Origin of the sequence: Actinosynnema sp. NPDC050801, from assembly GCF_040673975.1 — a bacterium.
Classification (GTDB): Bacteria; Actinomycetota; Actinomycetes; order Mycobacteriales; family Pseudonocardiaceae; genus Actinosynnema.
Window position 1 is genome coordinate 1 of record NZ_JBFAQZ010000030.1, and the last position, 19634, is coordinate 19634.

Annotated in this window: 16 protein-coding genes; 8 read left to right on the forward strand and 8 right to left on the reverse strand. The window is 70.8% G+C overall.

Features of this window, described 5'->3' with window-relative positions; translation table 11 throughout:
- The first annotated feature begins 288 nt into the window (after positions 1-288).
- From AB0K14_RS36850 to AB0K14_RS36875, 6 genes are all read left to right on the forward strand, one after another.
- A complete protein-coding gene (locus AB0K14_RS36850) occupies positions 289-1257 on the forward strand; it encodes an MASE1 domain-containing protein (protein WP_360449913.1) in 969 nt (322 codons plus the stop codon).
- Positions 1258-2331 (forward strand): lycopene cyclase family protein, encoded by a 1074-nt coding sequence (locus AB0K14_RS36855; protein WP_360449911.1) that lies wholly within the window; start codon positions 1258-1260, stop codon positions 2329-2331.
- 41 nt (positions 2332-2372) lie between these two features.
- Positions 2373-4076: a GGDEF domain-containing protein gene (locus AB0K14_RS36860; RefSeq protein ID WP_360449909.1), complete on the forward strand. Its 1704-nt coding sequence runs from the start codon at positions 2373-2375 to the stop codon at positions 4074-4076.
- Positions 4077-4158: 82 nt separating this feature from the next.
- Positions 4159-5283, forward strand: coding sequence for a glutamate--cysteine ligase (locus AB0K14_RS36865; protein ID WP_360449907.1), 1125 nt, complete (start codon positions 4159-4161; stop codon positions 5281-5283).
- A gap of 132 nt (positions 5284-5415) precedes the next feature.
- Complete coding sequence (locus tag AB0K14_RS36870) at positions 5416-6588, forward strand: DUF3825 domain-containing protein (protein WP_360449905.1); 1173 nt, start codon at positions 5416-5418, stop codon at positions 6586-6588.
- Between the two features lie 74 nt (positions 6589-6662).
- The gene (locus tag AB0K14_RS36875) at positions 6663-7079 is read left to right on the forward strand and encodes a CBS domain-containing protein (RefSeq protein ID WP_360449902.1); all 417 of its coding nucleotides are present in this window, start codon (positions 6663-6665) and stop codon (positions 7077-7079) included.
- A gap of 144 nt (positions 7080-7223) precedes the next feature.
- Here the strand turns inward: AB0K14_RS36875 and AB0K14_RS36880 are convergent, their stop codons facing one another.
- From AB0K14_RS36880 to AB0K14_RS36915, 8 genes are all read right to left on the reverse strand, one after another.
- Positions 7224-7616: a metal-sulfur cluster assembly factor gene (locus AB0K14_RS36880; protein WP_360449900.1), complete on the reverse strand. Its 393-nt coding sequence runs from the start codon at positions 7614-7616 to the stop codon at positions 7224-7226.
- Entirely contained in the window at positions 7613-8056 is a 444-nt protein-coding gene (gene sufU, locus AB0K14_RS36885) for a Fe-S cluster assembly sulfur transfer protein SufU (protein WP_360449898.1), read from the reverse strand. The genes AB0K14_RS36880 and sufU overlap by 4 nt, the downstream gene beginning before the upstream one ends.
- 16 nt (positions 8057-8072) lie before the next feature.
- Positions 8073-9350, reverse strand: a complete 1278-nt coding sequence (locus tag AB0K14_RS36890; protein ID WP_360449896.1) for a cysteine desulfurase — start codon at positions 9348-9350, stop codon at positions 8073-8075.
- Between the two features lie 58 nt (positions 9351-9408).
- Positions 9409-10182, reverse strand: coding sequence for a Fe-S cluster assembly ATPase SufC (gene sufC / locus AB0K14_RS36895; RefSeq protein WP_360449894.1), 774 nt, complete (start codon positions 10180-10182; stop codon positions 9409-9411).
- 68 nt (positions 10183-10250) lie between these two features.
- Positions 10251-10571, reverse strand: a complete 321-nt coding sequence (locus AB0K14_RS36900) for a non-heme iron oxygenase ferredoxin subunit (RefSeq protein ID WP_360449891.1) — start codon at positions 10569-10571, stop codon at positions 10251-10253.
- A 34-nt stretch (positions 10572-10605) separates the two neighbouring features.
- On the reverse strand, positions 10606-11796 hold the full coding sequence (sufD, locus tag AB0K14_RS36905; protein ID WP_360449889.1) for a Fe-S cluster assembly protein SufD: 1191 nt from the start codon (positions 11794-11796) through the stop codon (positions 10606-10608).
- 1 nt (position 11797) lies between these two features.
- Complete coding sequence (gene sufB / locus AB0K14_RS36910; protein WP_053721370.1) at positions 11798-13243, reverse strand: Fe-S cluster assembly protein SufB; 1446 nt, start codon at positions 13241-13243, stop codon at positions 11798-11800.
- Positions 13240-13968, reverse strand: coding sequence for a metalloregulator ArsR/SmtB family transcription factor (locus AB0K14_RS36915; protein WP_360449886.1), 729 nt, complete (start codon positions 13966-13968; stop codon positions 13240-13242). The genes sufB and AB0K14_RS36915 overlap by 4 nt, the downstream gene beginning before the upstream one ends.
- A gap of 116 nt (positions 13969-14084) precedes the next feature.
- Here AB0K14_RS36915 and mptB point away from each other — a divergent pair, with 116 nt between their 5' ends.
- A complete protein-coding gene (mptB, locus tag AB0K14_RS36920) occupies positions 14085-15647 on the forward strand; it encodes a polyprenol phosphomannose-dependent alpha 1,6 mannosyltransferase MptB (RefSeq protein ID WP_360449884.1) in 1563 nt (520 codons plus the stop codon).
- Between the two features lie 320 nt (positions 15648-15967).
- Positions 15968-19615, forward strand: coding sequence for a patatin-like protein (locus AB0K14_RS36925; protein ID WP_360449881.1), 3648 nt, complete (start codon positions 15968-15970; stop codon positions 19613-19615).
- Positions 19616-19634: the final 19 nt, after the last annotated feature.

Here is a 19634-nt window from a genome sequence, read left to right on the forward strand (position 1 = left end):
AGTAACAATCTCAAAGGAAACCTCTTGACGAGGTTCATAAATTTACTGGCTATTCGGCACGCTGTTGAGTTCTCAAAGAACACGCGCTCACCATCACTCATCACAACCAAGTGATTCGATCCGGGGCTTGATGTCCGCCGCGCTCCGTTCCGGTCTCTCTCCGGCCCGTTCCGCGCTGGCAGAGAGAAACTTACACGAGCGTCCCCGGATAGTGAAATCGGGGGGTCGGTCAGGGCATATCCGCAGCTAGGCGTGGTGCGACCCCCTGGAACGGTGGATGCTGTGGCCGTGCAGCTCTCCCCTCGGCTCGGCCGGTACGTGCTCCACCTCGCCGTCGTCGCGGTCGGCTACTACGCGGGCGCGGGGATCGGACTCCTCCAAGCGTTGGTGAACGACCAGGTGACCCCGCTGTGGCCGCCGACCGGTGTCGCCGTGCTCGCGCTGCTGCTGGGTGGGATGAGGTTGTGGCCGGGCATCGCGGTGGGTGCGTTCGCGGTCAACTTCACGATCACCGACCTCGGCGCGACGGTCCTGATCTCCGCCGGCAACACCCTCGGCCCCGTGGTGGCCTACCTGTTGCTGAAGCGTGTGGGCTTCCGGCTGGAGATCGACCGCACGCGTGACGCGCTGGCGCTGGTGTTGTTGGGCGGGCTGGTGGGCATGGCCGTCAGCGCGACGATCGGCTCGGGCACGCTCCTGGTGACGGGCGTGATCGACGGCGCGTTGTTCTGGTCGACGTGGACGGTGTGGTGGACCGGTGACGCGCTGGGCGTGCTGGTGCTCGTGCCGATCGTGCTGGCGTTCCGCTCCCTGCGCCTGCGCAACCACCCCTTGCGGCGCTGGGTGGAGGCCGCCGGGTTGCTGGTGAGCACGGCGGTGGTCATGGCGGTGGCGAGCACCAACGACCTGCGGCTGATGTACTTGGTGTTCCCGTTCCTGATCTGGGCGGCACTGCGGTTCCAGCACCTCGGCACGGCGCCGTGCGCGTTGGTCGCGACGACCCTGGCGGCACGGGGCGCGGCGCGCAGCACCGGTCCGTTCGCGGATCTGGACCTGGTGGTGCGCATGGTGACGTTGCAGGCGTTCAACGGGACGGCGGTGTTGACGGCCCTGTTGTTGTCGGCGGTGATCGCGGAGCGCAACGCGGCGCGGCGGGCGATCGAGCGGACGGTGGAGCAGTTGGCGAACGTGGTGGCGCAGTACCAGCCGCTGGTGCTGGGCGACCTGCTGCCGCCCCAACCCCCGGAGAAGCCCTGAGTGGACGTCGTGGTGGTAGGTGGCGGGCCCGCGGGCCGGGCGTTGGCGCGGGCGTGTGCGGCGAGGGGGCTCGGTACGACGTTGGTCGACCCGAACCCGGCTCGGCCGTGGCGGGCGACCTACGCGGCGTGGGCGGACGAGTTGCCGTCCGACGCGCCGGTGGCGGTGGTGACGTCGAGGGCCCGTGCGGTGACCACGGCGGAGCACGTGATCGACCGGGGTTACGCGGTGTTGGACGACGACCGGTTGCGGTGGCTCCCGGACGGGGTGCGGGTGGTCACGGGTCGGGTGGTCGGCCGCACGGGCACCGCGGCGACGTTGGCCGACGGGCGGGTGGTGACCGGACGGGTGGTGGACGCGAGCGGCACGGTAGGTGGTCGGGCGGCGCAGACGGCGGTCGGCGTGGTGGTCCCGGCCGGGTGGGCGGCGCCGTTCGTCGGGGCGGACGAGGCGTTGATCATGGATTGGCGCAGGCCCCCGGCGGCCACGACGGGTGATCCGACGTTCCTCTACGCGATCCCGGTGTCGGCGGACGAGGTGCTGCTGGAGGAGACGTCGTTGGCGCGCCGCCCGGGTCTGCCGTTGCGCGAACTGCGACTCCGGTTGCACTCGCGCTTGGCCGCGCACGGCATCCCGCTGCCGGAGGACGAGGAACGGGTGCGCATCACGTTGGACGGGCGGGCGCGGGACGGTGCGTTCGGCGCGGCGGCGGGGTGGATCCACCCGGCGACGGGGTACAGCGTGGCGGCGGCGCTGCGGCGGGCGCCGGTGGTGGCGGAGGCGATCGCGGAAGGGCGTCCGGTGACGCGGTCGGCGGCGGAACGGGCGGTGCGCCGGTTGCGGTTGAGGGGTCTGGCGGCGTTGCTGGCACTGCCGCCGGACGCGGTTCCGGAATTCTTCAACGGATTTTTTCAATTACCCGACAGTCTTCAACGGGACTACCTCGGTGGGCACGCTGACCTGCGCGGGACCGCCCGTGCGATGGTCCGGTTGTTCGGTTCGACCGGGTGGGGTATGCGGGCTCGGTTGGTATTTCCTGTGCAATCGGCCAAAAGTATGAGAACACCTGGTTAACGGTCTCGGCAAGAGAAGATCGACCGGGCACGATCGGGGCCGTGCCCGCCTTGCTGGATGACGTCCGCTTCGCCTTCCAGCCGTTGTTCAACCTCCACACCGGAGGGGTCGTGGCGGTGGAAGCGCTGGCCCGACCGCACGACGGCACCGTGCAGGACCTGCTGCGGATGGCGTTCCGCGCCGGGTACTTGGCCAACACCGACGTGGCCCTCGCGTGCCGCGCGGTCCGGCACGCGGCCGAGCACGGCCTCGGCGTGCCGCTGCACGTCAACCTGCTCGCGTTGACCGTCGCGGACAAACCCGAGCTGATGGCCCCGCTGTACGGCGCGCTGCGCGACGTCGGCCGCACCCCCGCCGACCTGGTGGTCGAGATCGGCACGCCGTACTCGCGCGCGCCGCGCCGGTTGCTGGTCCGGGGTGTCGAGCGGCTGCGGCAGGACGGGTTCCGGATCGGCCTGGACGGCGTGGGCGAGGGCGACTCGCCGCTGTCGCTGCTGACCGAGGTGCACCCGGACGTGATCAAGCTGGACCGCGAGGTGGTGGTGGCGCTGCCCACCGACCCCGCCCGGTACGCGCTGACCCAGGCGTTGCAGCACCTGTGCGAGCACACCGGGTCGCTGGTCGTGGCGGAGGGCGTGGAGACCGAGGCGCAGCTGGCCGCGCTGCGCCGGCTGGGGGTGCGGCTCGCGCAGGGCAACCTGCTGGCGAGCCCGCAGCGGCGGCCCAAGGTGGACGCGACGATCTCGGCGGTGTTGAGCGAGGTCAACGACCCGGAGGCGATCACCAGCACGATGACGGCGCCGTTGCGGCGCAAGTCCGGTCCGAAGGTCACCGACTTCCTGCACCCGGCGACCACGCTGCCCGACTCGGCGACGTCCGAGGAGGTGCGCGACGTGCTGGCGAACCAGCCGACGGTCACCGGCGTGGTGCTCGTGGACGACGGGGGCCGGCCGCGGTGGACGGTGGACCGCAACCGGTTCCTCCTGGCGGTGACCGGGCCGTTCGGGCACGCGCTGCACGCCAAGCGGGAGGCGGCGCGGCTGGCGGACAAGCCGAAGCTGATCGGCGCGGATTCGAGCGCGTTGGAGCTGCTGGACGTGGTGGCGCACGCCAACCGCGAGCGCACCAACGACGACCTGGTGGTCGTGGACGACGACGACTGCTGCCTGGGCGTGGTGCGGGTCGCGGACGTGGTGCGCGGTATCGCCGAGATGAAGGTGGAGCAGGCGGCGGCGTTGAGCCCGTTGACGCGGTTGCCGGGCAGTGACTCGATCGCGCGCGAGGTGGACCGGCGCATCCTGGGCGGTGAGTTGTTCGCGGTGGGGTGGCTGGACGTGGACGCGTTCAAGCGGGTCAACGACTCGGCGGGGTTCGCGGCCGGTGACGACCTGATCCGGGCGATAGGGCGGGCGCTGACCGAGGGGGCGGCGGCGTACCCGGGCGTGCAGGTGGGGCACGTGGGCGGGGACGACTTCCTGGTGGTGGCGGGGTTGAACGAGATCGTGCCGTTCTCCGCGGGTGTGCTGGACGTGCCGTTCGAGGCGGAGGGGCGCGGGGTGACGTTGTCGTTGGCGACGTTGATCTGCGCGGCCGGGTCGGTGGGGTCCTACCGGGAGGTGTCGCGGTTGCTGGCGCCGTTGAAGGAGCACGCGAAGTCGCTGCGGGGCACGAGTTGGGTGCTGGGTCGGCCGGGCAGCGACCACGTCGACGTGCTGCGCGGTGGGCCGCACCTGGCGGTAAGTTAGGAAGTTCACCGCAAAGCCGCATGTGCGGCGCGGTTGGTTACTCATAGCATCAGGCCGACTACCCACCGCAGGGAGGTCCCTGGTGAGCGAGGTCATCGCCCTACCGCTTCCACGAGCCGTCTCCGACCTTCCGCTCTCGGTCGGCGTGGAGGAGGAGTTCCTGCTGGTGGACGCCGACACCGGGGTGTTGGTGCCGCTGGCGGGCCCGGTGCTGGGCGGCGCCGGCGCCGGGGTGTCCGGGCCGGATCTGCAGGCGGAGATGACGCTCTACCAGGTGGAGAGCGCCACGCGGGTGTGCCGGAGCATGGCCGAGGTGCGTGAGCAGTTGGTGGCGGCACGGCGTGCGCTGTCGGCGTTGGCGGGTGCGCAGGGCGCGCGGATCGTGGCGAGCGGGACGCCGGTGCTGGGCGGTGTCCGGCCGCCGCCGTTGACCGACGACGACCGCTACCGCGCCATCGCCGCGGAGTACGGGTCGTTGATCGACGGGCTGACCATCTGCGGGTGCCACGTGCACATCGGGATCCCGGACGAGGACACCGGTGTGCTGATCAGCAACCACCTGCGGCAGTGGCTGCCGGTGCTGTTGGCGATCAGCGCGAACTCGCCGTTCTCGGAGGAGCGGGACACGGGGTACGCGAGCTGGCGCTACCAGGCGTGGAGCCCGTGGCCGTCGGCGGGCGTGCCGCCGTGGTTCGAGTCGGCGGAGGACTACCACCGGGGCACGCGGGTGCTGCGGTCGGGCGGGGCGGCGTTGGACCAGGCGATGGTCTACTGGGACGTGCGGCTGTCGGCCCGTCACCCGACGGTGGAGCTGCGGGTGTGCGACGTCGCGATGACCGCGGACGAGGCCGTGGTGCTGGCGGCGTTGGTGCGGGCGATCGCGGGGACCGCGTTGGCCGGCGCGTCCGCGCAGCGGGTGTCGGACCTGGCGTTGCGGACGGCGTTGTGGCGGGCGGCGCGGGACGGGTTGGACGGCGCGGCGATCGAGCCGCGCACCGGTCGGCTGGTGCCCGCGGTGGACATGGTGCGGGCGCTGGTGGAGTGGACGCGCCCGGCGCTGCGTGCGGCGGGGGACGAGGACCTGGTGGTGGACGGCATCGACCGGGTGCTGCTGGACGGCACGGGTGCGGTGCGGCAGCGGCGGGCGTTCGGTCGGCGCGGGTCGCTCGGGGACGTGGTGGAGATGCTGGTCGCGGAGACGGCGTAACACGCTGGTCGGCATACTGGGAACTCCGTCCCGAGGAGGCCCGGCACGATGTCCGAGCACACCCTTCCCCGCCCGACGCCTGCGCTCATGCCCCACCGGAAAGGCGAGACCGGGGGCTTGTCGACGGCCGTCGTGAGGTGGTGGGACAGCACGAAGCGCTACGGACTGGTGGAGATCGAGGACACAGGGGAAACCGCGCTCGCGAACCGGACGGCGTTACCCGGCACCGGCTACCAGTGTCTGGTCGAGGGAGAACGGGTACTGGTCGCTATCAGCCAGGTCGACGGCAAGGGGCGAGTCACCACACTCGCCTACCCATCCGGGCGGATCGCGGGCTCGGTCGCCGAGTACGACCACCTCAAGGGGCACGGCCTGATCACCCCCGACGACTCCGGCGAGCAGGCGTTCGTGCACTTCTCGGATGTCCTGAGGCCACCGGGCATCCGGGCGGACCTGCTCGTGGGCGAGAGGGTCACCTACGAGCTCGACAAGTCCCCCCGACCGACCGCGCGGAACGTCAAGCGCCTCGATCCCCGCACCGGCCTGGACCGGTTCGCGTCGGTGTGGCCGGCGGCTTGGCAAGCACTGGCCGACTTGGTCGAGCACGACGTGTGGACCCTCAACCAGCCCGAGGACGAGGTGGACCAGGCACAGGGCGGTTTGCCCGTCCTCCGCAGCTACATCGACTACACCTTCGCCCGGCTCGAAGAGCAAGGCCGGCTCGTGGACGGGCAGCACCCAGACGGCGGCCGGCTGGGCTTCAACACCGGGCTGGTCACGCCCAAGCAAGAGGAGGTGTACGGAGTCCTGGCCAAGCAGCCGGACAGCAGCAGTGGCCACGCCTGGCGCTTTTGGGCCTGGATGAAGGAGTCGGACGGCCGCATCGCCGGCGTGTTCTCGCCACGTCCGCGACGTGCGACCTACTGGGAAGACCCATCGGTCCTGTACTACGACACGCGCCTTCCGCTCATTCTCGACTGGGACCACTTCGTCGAGGACAACCTGTTCCGCTACCCGGCGGACCTGCGGGACGAGTCCATGGCCCTGATGTTGACCAAGGCCGCGGTCGAACGCGCGGTGGAACGGGTGGAGCGCAACTACAAGGCCGCCGTCCCCCAGTTCCACCGAGGCCAGGTGCAACTGCTGCTGCCGCTGGCGCTGAGGGGCACGGCTGAAGCGCAACTCGCCCTTGTCGTCCGAAGGGTGGGCGACGAGTACCACGGTGAAACCGTGCTGCCTTTGGCCGCCGCCCTCAAGAACGCACGCCTGCTCGCGCGACCGGACCGGGACTGGCTCAACCCCTAGCCGTCCGGAGCTCCCGAAGTGCTGGGAGCGCTCGGTCGGCGCATGCTGGTCGTACGCGAACAAGGAGGTTCGGCATGACCACCGCACGGGAGATCATGAACGCCGGTGTCCAGTGCATCAAGGAGGACCAGAGCCTGCGTGACGCGGCGCGGATGATGCGCGAACTGGGCGTCGGCTCGTTGCCGATCTGCGGCCAGGACGACAAGCTGCACGGGATCATCACCGATCGTGACATCGTGCTGCGCTGCGTGGCCGAAGGCCGGGATCCCGCGTCGATGACGGCCGGGGAGATGTCCGGGCACCTGCACTGGGTGAACGCGGACGACGACCTGTCGCACGTGCTGCGGACGATGGAGGACAACCAGATCCGCCGGGTCCCGGTGATCGAGGACCACCGGCTGGTGGGGATGGTGTCGGAGGCGGATCTCGCCCGGCACCTGAGCGAGTCGCAGATCGCGGAGTTCGTGGAACGCGTCTACGCCGCCCGCTGACCACCGCTCGTCCACATCGTCCACCGGCGACCGCCCACGGTTGTCCACAGGCGGCCGCGGACGGCCCGCAACCGTCGGCCTTCGCCGGTAACCTCAAAGCAGGGGTCCCCTTGGCGGGGACCCCTGCTTTGGCGTCGGGATCGGTCAGACGGTGAAGCCGAGGGCGCGCAGCTGTTCGCGGCCGTCGTCGGTGATCTTCTCCGGCCCCCACGGGGGCATCCAGACCCAGTTGATGCGGAAGTCGTCGACGAGCCCGCCGCCGCCACCACCGACCAGCGCCGACCGCGTCTGGTCCTCGATGACGTCGGTCAGCGGGCACGCCGCGGACGTCAGGGTCATGTCGATGAGCGCGACGTTCTCCTCGTCCACGCGGATGTCGTAGACCAGGCCGAGGTCCACGACGTTGATGCCCAGCTCGGGGTCGACCACGTCGCGCATGGCCTCCTCGACGTCGTCCACGGCCGCGACCTCGGCCTTCGGGGCGGGCGGCTCGGGCATGCCCTCGATGCCGCGCACCACGTCCTCTTCGGCGGTCATGCCTTTGCTCCCTCGCTGCGTGCCACCGCGTCCTTGAACGCCATCCAGCCCAGCAGCGCGCACTTCACGCGCGCCGGGTACTTCGCCACACCCGCGAACGCGATGCCGTCCTCCAGGACGTCCTCATCGGGCTCCACCTGGCCGCGGCCCTGCATGAGCTCCACGAACGCGTCCAGCTTCTCGAACGCCTCACCCAACGGCCTGCCCACCACCAGATCGGTCAACACCGAGGTGGAGGCCTGGCTGATCGAACAGCCCTGACCGTCGTACGACACGTCGCGCACGATCTCGCCGTCGAGGCTGACCCGCAACGTCACCTCGTCGCCGCAGGTCGGGTTGATCTGGTGCGACTCGGCGTCGAACGGGTCGCGCAGGCCGCGACCGTGCGGGTTCTTGTAGTGGTCCAGGATGATCTCCTGGTACATCTGCTGCAGCTGCATCACGCCCACCCGAAAGTCATCGAACGCCGAAGAACTTCTGCGCCTCGCGGACGGCGTCCACCAGGGCGGTCACCTCGTCCACCGTGTTGTACAGGTAGAAGCTGGCCCGCACGGTCGCGGCGGCGTCCATCCGCCGGTGCAGGGGCCACGCGCAGTGGTGGCCGACGCGCACCGCGACGCCCAGGCTGTCGAGCACCTGGCCCGCGTCGTGCGCGTGGATGCCGTCGACGACGAACGACACCGCGCCGCCGCGGTCGACCGTGTCGAGCGGTCCGACGACCCGCACGCCGGGGATCTCGGCGAGACCGCGCAGCGCCGCCTCGGTGAGCAGGTGCTCGTGCGCGGCGACGCGGTCCATGCCGATGGCGTTGAGGTAGTCCACCGCCGCGCCCAGCGCCACCGCCTGCGACGTCATGGGCACGCCCGCCTCGAACCGCGCGGGCGGCGGGGCGAAGGTCGACTTCGCCATGTGGACCATCTCGATCATCGAACCGCCGGTGAGGAACGGCGGCAGGGCCTCCAGCAGCTCACGGCGGCCGTAGAGGACGCCGATGCCGGACGGGCCGAGCATCTTGTGGCCGCTGAACACGGCGAAGTCCACGCCCAGCGCGGCGAAGTCGACCGGGCCGTGCGGCACGGACTGGCAGGCGTCCAGCACGGTGAGCGCACCCACCGCGCGAGCCGCGTCCGCGAGCACGCGCACCGGGTTCACGGTGCCGAGCACGTTGGACTGGTGGGTGAACGCGACGACTTTCGTGCGGGCGTTGACCAGCTCGTCCAGGTTCGACAGGTCGAGGCGGCCCTCGTCGGTGACGCCGAACCAGCGCAGCGTGGCGCCCGTGCGGGCGGCCAGCTGCTGCCACGGCACGAGGTTCGCGTGGTGCTCCATCTCGGTCACCACGATCTCGTCGCCGGGACCGACGCGGAACCGCTCGGCCTCGGGACCGGCGGTGGCCGCGTTGCCCATCGCGTAGGCGACGAGGTTCACGCCCTCGGTCGCGTTCTTGGTGAACACGATCTCGCCGGGGTCGACGCCCACGAAGTCGGCGATCTTCTGCCGGGCGCCCTCGTAGGCGTCGGTGGCCTCTTCCGCCAGTTGGTGCGCGCCCCGGTGCACCGCGGCGTTGGCGGTCTCCACGAAGGCGCGCTCGGCGTCGAGGACCTGTCGCGGGCGTTGCGAGGTGGCGCCGGAGTCCAGGTAGACCAGCCGCTTGCCCTCCCGCACGGTGCGGCCCAGGATCGGGAAGTCCGCCCGGACGCCTACGACGTCCAGTGCAGCTGCGGTGGTGGTCACTGCTCCGACGCCTCCTCTCGATACGTGTTCACGGACAGGTAGCCCACCAGGTGCAACGTCAGGCGATGCCCGCGGCTTCCTGCTTGCCGATGTACTTCACGTAACCCTCGGCTTCGAGCTTGTCGGCCAGCTCCGGACCGCCGGACTCGGCGATGCGGCCCCCGGCGAAGACGTGCACGAAGTCGGGCGAGATGTACTTGAGGATCCGGGTGTAGTGCGTGATCAGCATCACGCCGACCTCACCGGACTGCTTGTACCGGTTCACGCCCTCGGACACCACGCGCAGCGCGTCGACGTCGAGGCCCGAGTCGGTCTCGTCGAGGATCGCGATCTTCGGCTGGAGCAGCCCGAGCTGGAGGATCTCGTGGCGCTTCTTCTCGCCGCCGGAGAAGCCCTCGTTGACCGAGCGCTCGGCGAAGGCCGGGTCGATGTCCAGGTCGGACATCGCCTGCTTGACCTCCTTGACCCAGAGGCGCAGCTTCGGGGCCTCGCCGCGCACGGCGGTGGCGGCGGTGCGCAGGAAGTTCGACATCGAGACGCCGGGCACCTCGACCGGGTACTGCATGGCGAGGAACAGACCCGCGCGGGCGCGCTCGTCGACGGTCATCTCCAGCACGTCCTCACCGTCCAGCAGCACGCTGCCGGAGGTGATCTGGTACTTGGGGTGCCCGGCGATGGCGTAGGACAGGGTGGACTTGCCCGAGCCGTTGGGGCCCATGATCGCGTGGGTCTCGCCTGCGTTGATGGTCAGGTCGACGCCCTTGAGGATCTCCTTGGAGCCCTCGTCGGTGTTGACCGAGACGTGCAGGTCCTTGATCTCGAGAGTGGCCATCAGTGCTTCGTTCTCCTGGTGTTGCGAGCGAAAGTCAGTTCGTAGCCATGGTCAGTTCACCGCCATGGTCAGTTCACGGCTGTGGTGACGTCGACGTAGACGTCACCGGCGCGGAGTTCGACGGCGAACACGTCGACCGGGTCGGTGGCGGGCGGCGAGGACGGGCGGCCGGTGCGCAGGTCGAAGCACGACCCGTGCAGCCAGCACTCCACGCCCTTGCGCGTCACCTCGCCCTCGCTGAGCGCGACCTCGGCGTGCGAGCACAGGTCGCGCAGCGCGTGCACGGCGTCGCCGTCGCGGACGAGCAGGACCGGGGTGCACTCGTCGCCGACCTCGAACGCGGCGGGCTTGCCGTCGTCCAGGTCGGTCAGCGAGCACACCCTGTTCATGCGGTGCCTCCGCTGGGGAACGCGCGTCGGCACGTCACACGCCCACCGCCTCGAGCTCCGCCTCGATCGCGGCTTCCAGGCGCTCGCGCACCTCGGGAACGACGATCTTGAGCAGGATCTCGTGGAAGAACCCGCGCACGACCAGCCGGCGCGCCTGGTCCTCCGGGATGCCGCGGGCCTGGAGGTAGAACAGCTGCTCGTCGTCGAACCGGCCGGTGGCGCTGGCGTGGCCCGCGCCCTCGATCTCGCCGGTCTCGATCTCCAGGTTGGGCACGGAGTCGGCGCGCGCGCCGTCGGTGAGCACCAGGTTGCGGTTGAGCTCGAAGGTCTCGGTGCCTTCGGCGGCGGCCCGGATCAGCACGTCGCCGATCCACACCGTGTGCGCGTCCTCGCCCTGCAGCGCGCCCTTGTAGACCACGTTGCTGCGGCAGTTGGACGCCGAGTGGTCGATGAAGGTGCGGTGCTCCAGGTGCTGGCCCGCGTCGGCGAAGTACAGGCCGAGCAGCTCGGCGTCGCCGCCGCGCCCGGTGTAGGTGACCACCGGGGTGAGGCGGACGACGTCGCCGCCGAGGGTGATGACGGTGTGCTTGAACGTGGCGTCGCGGCCCAGCCGGGCGTGGTGCGAGGACACGTGCACCGCGTCGTCGGCCCAGTCCTGGATGGCGACCACGGTGAGGTGCGCGCCGTCGCCGACGACGAACTCGATGTTGTCGGCGTACGCGCCGGAGCCGCGGTGGTCGATGACGACGACGGCCTCGGCGAACTGCTCGGCGTGCACGTGCAGGTGACCGTAGGCGACCTGGCCCTCGCCCGGGCCGGTCACCGTGATGGTGGTCGGCTCGGACTTCGCGTCACCGGGGAGGGTGACGACGGTGGCCTCGGTGAACGACGACCAGGCCTGGGCGGCGACGCGGTCACCGGGGGTGCCCGCGACGCCCAACCGCTGGTCGCCGCGCGCCGCGGTCTCGACCGTGACGCCCCCGGCGGCGGCGACCTCGACGGTCGCCGTGCCGGTCGCCTCGGCGCCGTTGTGCAGGTTCGCCAGGCGCTTCATGGGGGTGAAGCGCCAGATCTCCTCGCGGCCGCCGGGCACCTCGAACGCGTTCACGTCGAAGGACGTGAAGTGGTCGGCGCGCGAGGAGATCGGGGCGGAGCCCGTCTTCCCGGCGCCACCGTGCGAGTGGGCCGTCAGGCCGTGCTGCTGCTGTTCGGTGGTGACGGCCATGTCAGCCGACGGCCCCTTCCATCTGAAGCTCGATCAGGCGGTTCAACTCCAGCGCGTACTCCATGGGCAGCTCGCGCGCGATGGGCTCGACGAACCCGCGCACGATCATGGCCATGGCCTCGTCCTCGTTGAGGCCGCGCGACATCAGGTAGAACAGCTGGTCCTCGGAGACCTTCGAGACCGTGGCCTCGTGGCCCATCGACACGTCGTCCTCGCGGACGTCGACGTAGGGGTAGGTGTCCGAGCGGCTGATGTTGTCCACCAGCAGCGCGTCGCACTTGACCGTGGACTTCGAGTGGTGCGCCCGCTTGTTGACCTGCACGAGGCCGCGGTAGGAGGTGCGGCCACCGCCGCGCGCCACCGACTTCGACACGATCGTGGACGACGTGTACGGCGCCATGTGGACCATCTTCGCGCCCGCGTCCTGGTGCTGGCCCTCGCCCGCGAACGCGATCGAGAGGACCTCGCCCTTGGCGTGCTCGCCCATCAGGAACACGGCCGGGTACTTCATGGTGACCTTGGAGCCGATGTTGCCGTCGATCCACTCCATGGTCGCGCCCTCTTCGGCCTTGGCGCGCTTGGTGACCAGGTTGTAGACGTTGTTCGACCAGTTCTGGATGGTCGTGTAGCGGCAGCGACCACCCTTCTTGACGATGATCTCCACGACGGCGGAGTGCAGCGAGTCCGACGAGTAGATCGGCGCGGTGCAGCCCTCGACGTAGTGCACGTACGCGCCCTCGTCGACGATGATCAGCGTGCGCTCGAACTGGCCCATGTTCTCGGTGTTGATCCGGAAGTAGGCCTGGAGCGGGATGTCGACGTGGACACCCTTGGGCACGTAGATGAAGGAGCCGCCCGACCACACCGAGGAGTTCAGCGCGGAGAACTTGTTGTCACCCGATGGGATGACGGAGCCGAAGTACTCCTTGAACAGCTCCGGGTGCTCGCGCAGGGCCGTGTCGGTGTCCAGGAAGATGACACCCTGCTCTTCGAGGTCCTCGCGGATCTTGTGGTAGACGACCTCGGACTCGTACTGGGCCGCGACACCGGAGACCAGGCGCTGCTTCTCCGCCTCCGGGATGCCCAGCCGGTCGTAGGTGTTCTTGATCTCGTCGGGCAGGTCGTCCCAGGTCGCCGCCTGCTTCTCGGTCGACCGGACGAAGTACTTGATGTTGTCGAAGTCGATGCCCGACAGGTCGGAGCCCCAGGTCGGCATGGGCTTGCGGTCGAACAACCGCAGTGCCTTGAGCCGGAACTCCAGCATCCACTCGGGCTCGTTCTTCTTCGCCGAGATGTCCCGAACGACGTCCTCGTTCAGGCCCCGGCGAGCGCTCGCGCCTGCCACGTCCGAGTCGGACCAGCCGAACTCGTAGTTGCCGATGCTCGCCAGGGTTTCTTCCTGGGTGAGCGGGGCTGTGGTGGTGCGCTGCTCGGCAGCGGCAGTCATGCGGGCTCCCCTCCATCTGAAGTCTGATCGTCGGCGTCGCCGACCGTGATCCGGGGTGTGTTCGGGATGTGCGTCGTGCACACGGCGTCGCCGCGGGCGATCGTGGCCAGGCGCTGGACGTGCGTGCCGAGCAGGTCGGCGAACGCCGCCGTCTCGGTCTCGCACAGCTGCGGGAACTCCGCCGCGACGTGCGCCACGGGACACAGGTGCTGGCAGAGCTGCTCGCCCGCACCCACGTGACGCGCCGAGGCAGCGTAGCCCTCCCTGGTCAGCGCGACCGCGAGGGCCTTGGCCCGCTCGGCGCCGTCGGGCTGGGCCACGATGGCCGTGCGGTGCCGGTCGACGAATGCGGACACCCGTCGTTCGGCGAAGGTTCGTACCGCCTCCTCCCCGCCCTGTTCGGCGAGGAACCGCAACGCGGCCACGGCGAGGTCGTCGTAGGCGTGCCCGAAGCGGGCCCGCCCCTGCTCGGTCAGCAGGAAGAGCTTGGCCGGGCGACCCCGGCCGCGCTGCCCCCGACGGGGGGCCTCCCTGCTGGTCGCCTCGCCGTCGGCCACCAGCGCGTCGATGTGCCGGCGCACCGCCGTGGGACTCAGGCCCAGCTGTTCCGCGACCGAGGCCGCGGTGACCGGGCCCTGCTCCAGCAGGAGCCGTGCGACGGCGTGCCGGGTACGCCCGTCGTGCCCGGACGGCACGGCGGTCGAATCGGTCCCGGCGTTTTTCACAACACCAGTGTTGCGTATTTCGCGGGTGGTCGCAAAGATCGACGGGTGTCGGGTGACCCGAGTCACCCGCGCGAGCCGGTCGCTACCCTTCGGACGTGACGGCGGGCGGATTGGTGATGACTAACCGGAGCGACATCGGCGAGGCAGCACCCCTCGACGCCGTCGAGACGCGGCAGCTCGACGTCATCCGCCGCTGGGGCACCGTGGGGGCGTTGCTGCTGGCCGTGGGCTCGCTCGGGTCGGGCGCCGCGCCGGTGTTCAGCCCCCTGCCGGGCACGCCGCTGCTGGGGCTGTTCGTCCGGATGCCCAGCGCGTCCATGGCCGTGGTGTGGACCGGCATGTTCCTGATCGTGTCGGCGTGGCTGTGGCTGGGCAGGTTCGCCCGACCGGGTCGTCCCCGGCTGATGTCGCGCAGCCAGCTGGACCGCACCCTGCTGATGTGGATCACGCCGCTGGTGTTCGTGCTGCCCATGTTCAGCCGGGACGTCTACAGCTACCTGGCGCAGTCGCAGATCGCGGCCAACGGGCAGGACCCGTACGAGCTGGGTCCGGCGACGGCGCTGGGCGTCGAGCACGACCTGACGAAGAACGTGCCGAACATCTGGCGGGAGACACCCGCGCCGTACGGGCCGCTGTTCCTGGCCGCCGGTCGGGTCATCTCGATGGTGACCGGGGACAGCGTGCTGCCCGGCATCTTCCTGCACCGGCTGCTGGGGCTGCTGGGGCTGGCGATGATCGTGTGGGCGCTGCCCAGGCTCGCGCGGCGCTTCGGCGTGCCGCCCGTGGGTGCGCTGTGGCTGGGCGCGGCGAACCCGCTGGTGCTGTTCCACCTGGTCGTGGGCGTGCACAACGAGGGCTTGGCGATCGGCCTCATGCTGGTCGGCCTTGAGCTGGCGTTGCGCAGGTTGTCCCTGGTCACAGGCGCGCCGATGACGCGTGACGAGCTGTTGTGGATCGTCCTCGGCGCGACGATGATCACCATGGGCGCGGCGGTGAAGATCCCGGCCGCGCTGGCCCTCGGGTTCCTCGGCGTGATGATCGCGCGGCGGTGCGGTGGACGGTTCTCCGACCTGGTGAAATCGGCGCTGTTGTTGCTGGTCGTCTCCGGTGTGGTGATGGTGGGGACGTGCGTGGGCACCGGCCTCGGGTTCGGCTGGGTGGAGACGCTGAACGTCGCCAGCACGGTGAAGAGCTGGATGTCGCCGCCGACCGCGATGGGGTTCATGGGCGGCGGGCTGGGGCTGCTGCTCGGGCTGGGCAACCACACCGAGTCGATGATCGTGCTGATGCGGATCGTGACGCAGGCGGTGTCGATCGTGATCGTGGCGACGCTGCTGTGGAAGGCGTTCCGGGGTCGGATCAAGGCCGTGAACGGTCTGGGCGCGGGTCTGGGCGCGGTCCTCGTCCTGGGGCCGGTGCTCCAGCCGTGGTACGTGCTGTGGGCGGCGTTGCCGCTGGCCACGGCCGTGCTGGCGCGCCGGTTCCGGGTGTTCGCCACCACCGCCAGCGCCGTGATCGCGGTGATCCTGCCGCCGACGGGCTCGGCGTTCGACGGGCGTGCCTACATCGTGCCGCAGGCCGTGACGGGCGCCGTGATCGCGTTCGCCGTGTGCCTGATCTTCGCCCGCAAACAGGTGATCCCGCTGATCAAACGCGACCCCCTCCCGGGCTCCGCCTAACCCCCACCCCCACGCGAGTCGAACCTCCACGTCCCGCGAGTCGAACCTCCAGGCCACGCGAGTCGAACCTCCACGTCGCGCGAGTCGAACCTCCACGTCGCGCGAGTCGAACGCTCAGGACCCCCGAATTCAACGCTCGCGTCGGCGGCTGTGAGCGCGAATGGCGAACTCGGGGGTCCTGGACGTTCGACACGCCGGACGTGAGCGTTCGACACGCGGGACCTGGGCGTTCGACTCGCGCGGGTGGTGTAACGGGTGGGGAGGGTGGGCGAGGTAACGGGTGCGGGAGGATCGGGCGCAGTCCGGGGAGGGAGTGCCTGATGGTCGACGTGCCGAGGGAGCAGATCCGGTTCGCCGTCGTGCTCAACGGGGGTGTGAGCCTCGCCGTGTGGATGGGCGGGGTGGTGCTCGAACTCGACCGGCTGACCAGGGGTGACGGCCCGTACGCGGCCCTGCTGGACATGGTCGGCAGCACGGCGCGCGCCGACGTCATCACGGGCACGTCGGCAGGCGGCATCAACGGCGCCGCCCTGGCGTTGTCGCAGGTCAACGCCAACGCCCGGCTGGAACGGCTGCGTGACCTGTGGGCCGAGCAGGGTCGGATGGAACAGCTGCTGCGCACCCCGTTCCGCGGCCAGCCGGTGTCGCTGCTCAGGGGCGACGAGTTCTTCCTGCCCCGGCTCCAGGAGGCGTTGGGGCGCCTGACCACCGACTTCAGCCCGCAGGAGGACCGGCCGGTCGACCTGCGGATCACCACCACGCTGCTCGCGGGCGTGCCCACGGTCACCCACGACGACCTCGGCCAGACCATGGTGCAGGCGACCCACCAGGGCAGCTTCTCGTTCCGCCGCGACCCCGGCGGCCGCGACGACTTCACCGCCGACAAGCTGCCGACGCTGGTCAGCCGGATGGCGTTGGCCGCGCGCTCGTCCGCGTCCTTCCCGTTCGCGTTCGAACCCTCGTTCATCCCGGTGGCGCCCGGCGCACCCGACGGCGAGAAGCCCAACATGGCCGAGGTCGCGTCCTGGGCCAACGACACCGACAACCGGTCCCGCTACGCGGTCGACGGCGGTGTCCTGGTCAACACGCCCACCAAGGAGGCGTTGGAGGCCATCGACCGGATGCCCGCCGAAGGCCCGGTGCGGCGGGTGATGCTGCTGGTGTTCCCGCACGCCGCCGAGGCGGTGGTGGAACCGGTGGCCCCGGTGGACGGGGCGCTGCCCAGCACCATCGCCACCGGCGGCAAGCTGCTCGGCGCGTTGACCAGCCAGAGCGGGCGCACCTACGTGGACCGCATCGAGGAGCACAACCGCAACGCCGCCTCCCGCCGCGGCGGCCGCAACGCCCTGCTGGACCGGCTGGCGTCGGGCGGCTCGGTGACGGAGAAGCTGTACGCGCTGGCCGCCACGCTGCACGACCACTACGAGGACGTGCGCATCCGGCACGCCGCCCGCGACGTCACCACCCGCCAGTTCGAGGTGCCGGGCGCGAACGCCGCCGGCTGGACGTTCGAACGGGTCCGCGCCGCGGCGGAGGCGGCACAGCGCGAGTACCGCGCGCAGCACGGCAAGCTCCCCTACGTCCCGACGCGACCCCAACCGGCCGCGCCACCCGACCACGGCTGGCCCTGGGGCGTCACGATGGCCGAACGGCTCGCGTCCGCCGCGATGGACGTGCTCAAACGCCTGGTGTGGGTGATGCCGGACGCCGGGCGGCTGGCGATGGCCCGCACGAACCTGTTCGACGTGCGGGCGAAGCTGCGCGCCGCCCGGGTCGAGCTGGACGAGCAGTGGACCACCAGCGAGCAGGAGGACCTCGACCAGGAGTACTGGGAGCGGCGGGTCCGCCGGTTCGCCGCGAGGATGCTGGACGAGCCCGACGGCGTCGGCCAGCGGGTGCGCGAGCAGGTGGACCGGATCGCGGGCGTCCTCGGCGACGCGCACGACATCCTCGACCAGCTGGACGACGAGCAGCTGCGGGTCGGCGAGCTGCGGTCGTGGCACCGGTTGCTGACCGAGTCGCGGACCGCGGCGGAGGCCGAGGCGGGCCTGGTGGCGGGCGAGCTGTGGCTGGCGCGGGCGCTGGCGCTGGAGGTCGCGACGACGTGCCTGGCCGACGACACCCGCGGCGGCCTCGACCAGGCCGTGGAGCTGGTGCAGATCAGCCTGCAGACGCGCAACGCGTTCGCCGAGTACAGCCTCACCGCCGAGGACAAGGCCGGAGGCGCGTCGCTGCACCGGTTCTCCGGGTTCCTCAAGCGGTCCTGGCGGGTCAACGACTGGATCTGGGGTCGGCTCGACGGCGCGACCATGCTGTGCAAGGTGCTGTTCGACCCGAAGCGGCTGCTGCGGGTCGACCGGCTGGCCGGCGGGGACGGCGATCCCGTCGAACGGGCCGCGGCGAAGGTCGACGAGCTGGTGGAGGCGCTGTTCGGCGACGGCCTGCCGGACGAGCTGGCGCCGTACGTCGAGCGGGCGAAGGCGGCACTGGGGAAGATCTACGCGAACCCGGAGGGCGACCACCCGCCGACGTGCACGGCGTTGGCGGAGCTGGCCGCGTGGGGCCTGCACACCCGGATCATCTGCGAAGAGCTGCCCGCGTTGCGCGCGGCGATCCTGGCCGACCGGCACGAGGGCGCGGACCGGCGCTCGCGCGGCGAGCTGTTCCTGGAGGAGCAGGCCGCGCTGCTGTCCCGGCTGCCGGTGCGCACGGACGCGGAGCGGGTCGAGGTGGGCGTGCGGGGGCTGGCCGCGTTCGACCGGGCGGGCATCGGGCGTGAGCCGCTGGTGCAGGAGGCGAGCAGCGACCAGGTGATCCGGACGGCGGCGACGGCCGCGGCGGTCGCGATCACCGTGGCCGACAGCGACAACTCCGGGTTGGGCACGGCGAAACCGCTGACCAGGACGTTGCGCGGGGCGGCGCTGCTGCCGTACTGGACGATCACCGGCTTGACCAGGGGCGGTCGGCTGGCGCAGTTCCTGGGGCTGCTGGGGTTCGCGCTGGGCGGCGCGCTGCTGGTGCTGTCGTTGTTCGACCTGCTGCCGCCGTGGGCGGTGGGTCCGGCGGCGGCGTTCGGCGGCGGCACGTTGCTGGCCGCGTTCGGCTACGCCGCACTGCGGTCCGGCACCCTGCTGCACGGGCTGGTGCTGCTGTCGCCGGTGATCCCGCTGGTCACGGTGGCGATCGACCGGACGCGGGACGCGATGGCGTCGGGTGAGACCGGCGACCAGGCCGTGACGGGCATGGTGGCCGTCGGTGGCGTGCTGCTGGTCGTGGTGGGGTTGCTGATCATCGGCAGCCTGCCCGCGCCGGTGGGCACGCCGCTCGCGGTGCTGGGCAAGATCCGGCTCAAGCCGCGGCTGCTGGTGCGGGTGCTCGTGGCGGCCGGGATCGTGGTCGGCGTGTGGGCCGTGGTGCGTTACCGGCTCTACGACCTGGACCCGGCGCTGGTGGTCGTCGGCATGGTCGTGGCGATCGTGTTCGGCGCGGTCACGTCGTACGTGCTGGGCAGTTCGCTGCGCCGGTGGCGGCAGGTGGACGGGGTGTGGGACACCGAGCCCGCCGAGCCGCCCGCGTCCGCGACCGCCGGGTGGGCCGCGGTGTACGGGTCGGTGCTGCTGGTCATCGGTGCGGCGGTGCAGGTGTTCGCGCTGCGGTTCACCGGGTGGGAGGCGGTGCTGGGCACGGCGTTGGCGTTCGGGTTGGTGCTGCTGCTGGTGACGACGTGGTGGGTGCCGTTGCGGGCGAGGCGGACCATCGCCACGTCGCTGGTGGAGCAGATGTCCATCGTGGACTTCGAGTTCGACGACGTGGCCGACGCGCTGCTCAAGCGGCTGGAGGGCCACGGGATGCTGTTCAAGTTCCTCACCGAGCTGGACGACGACGGCAAGCCGCGGTTGAACGCCAGCGGCCACCGCGTCGCCGCCCGTGCGGCCCACCGCTCCGTCACGGGCTCCGACATCGACTGAGCCGCCAGACGAGGGGTTC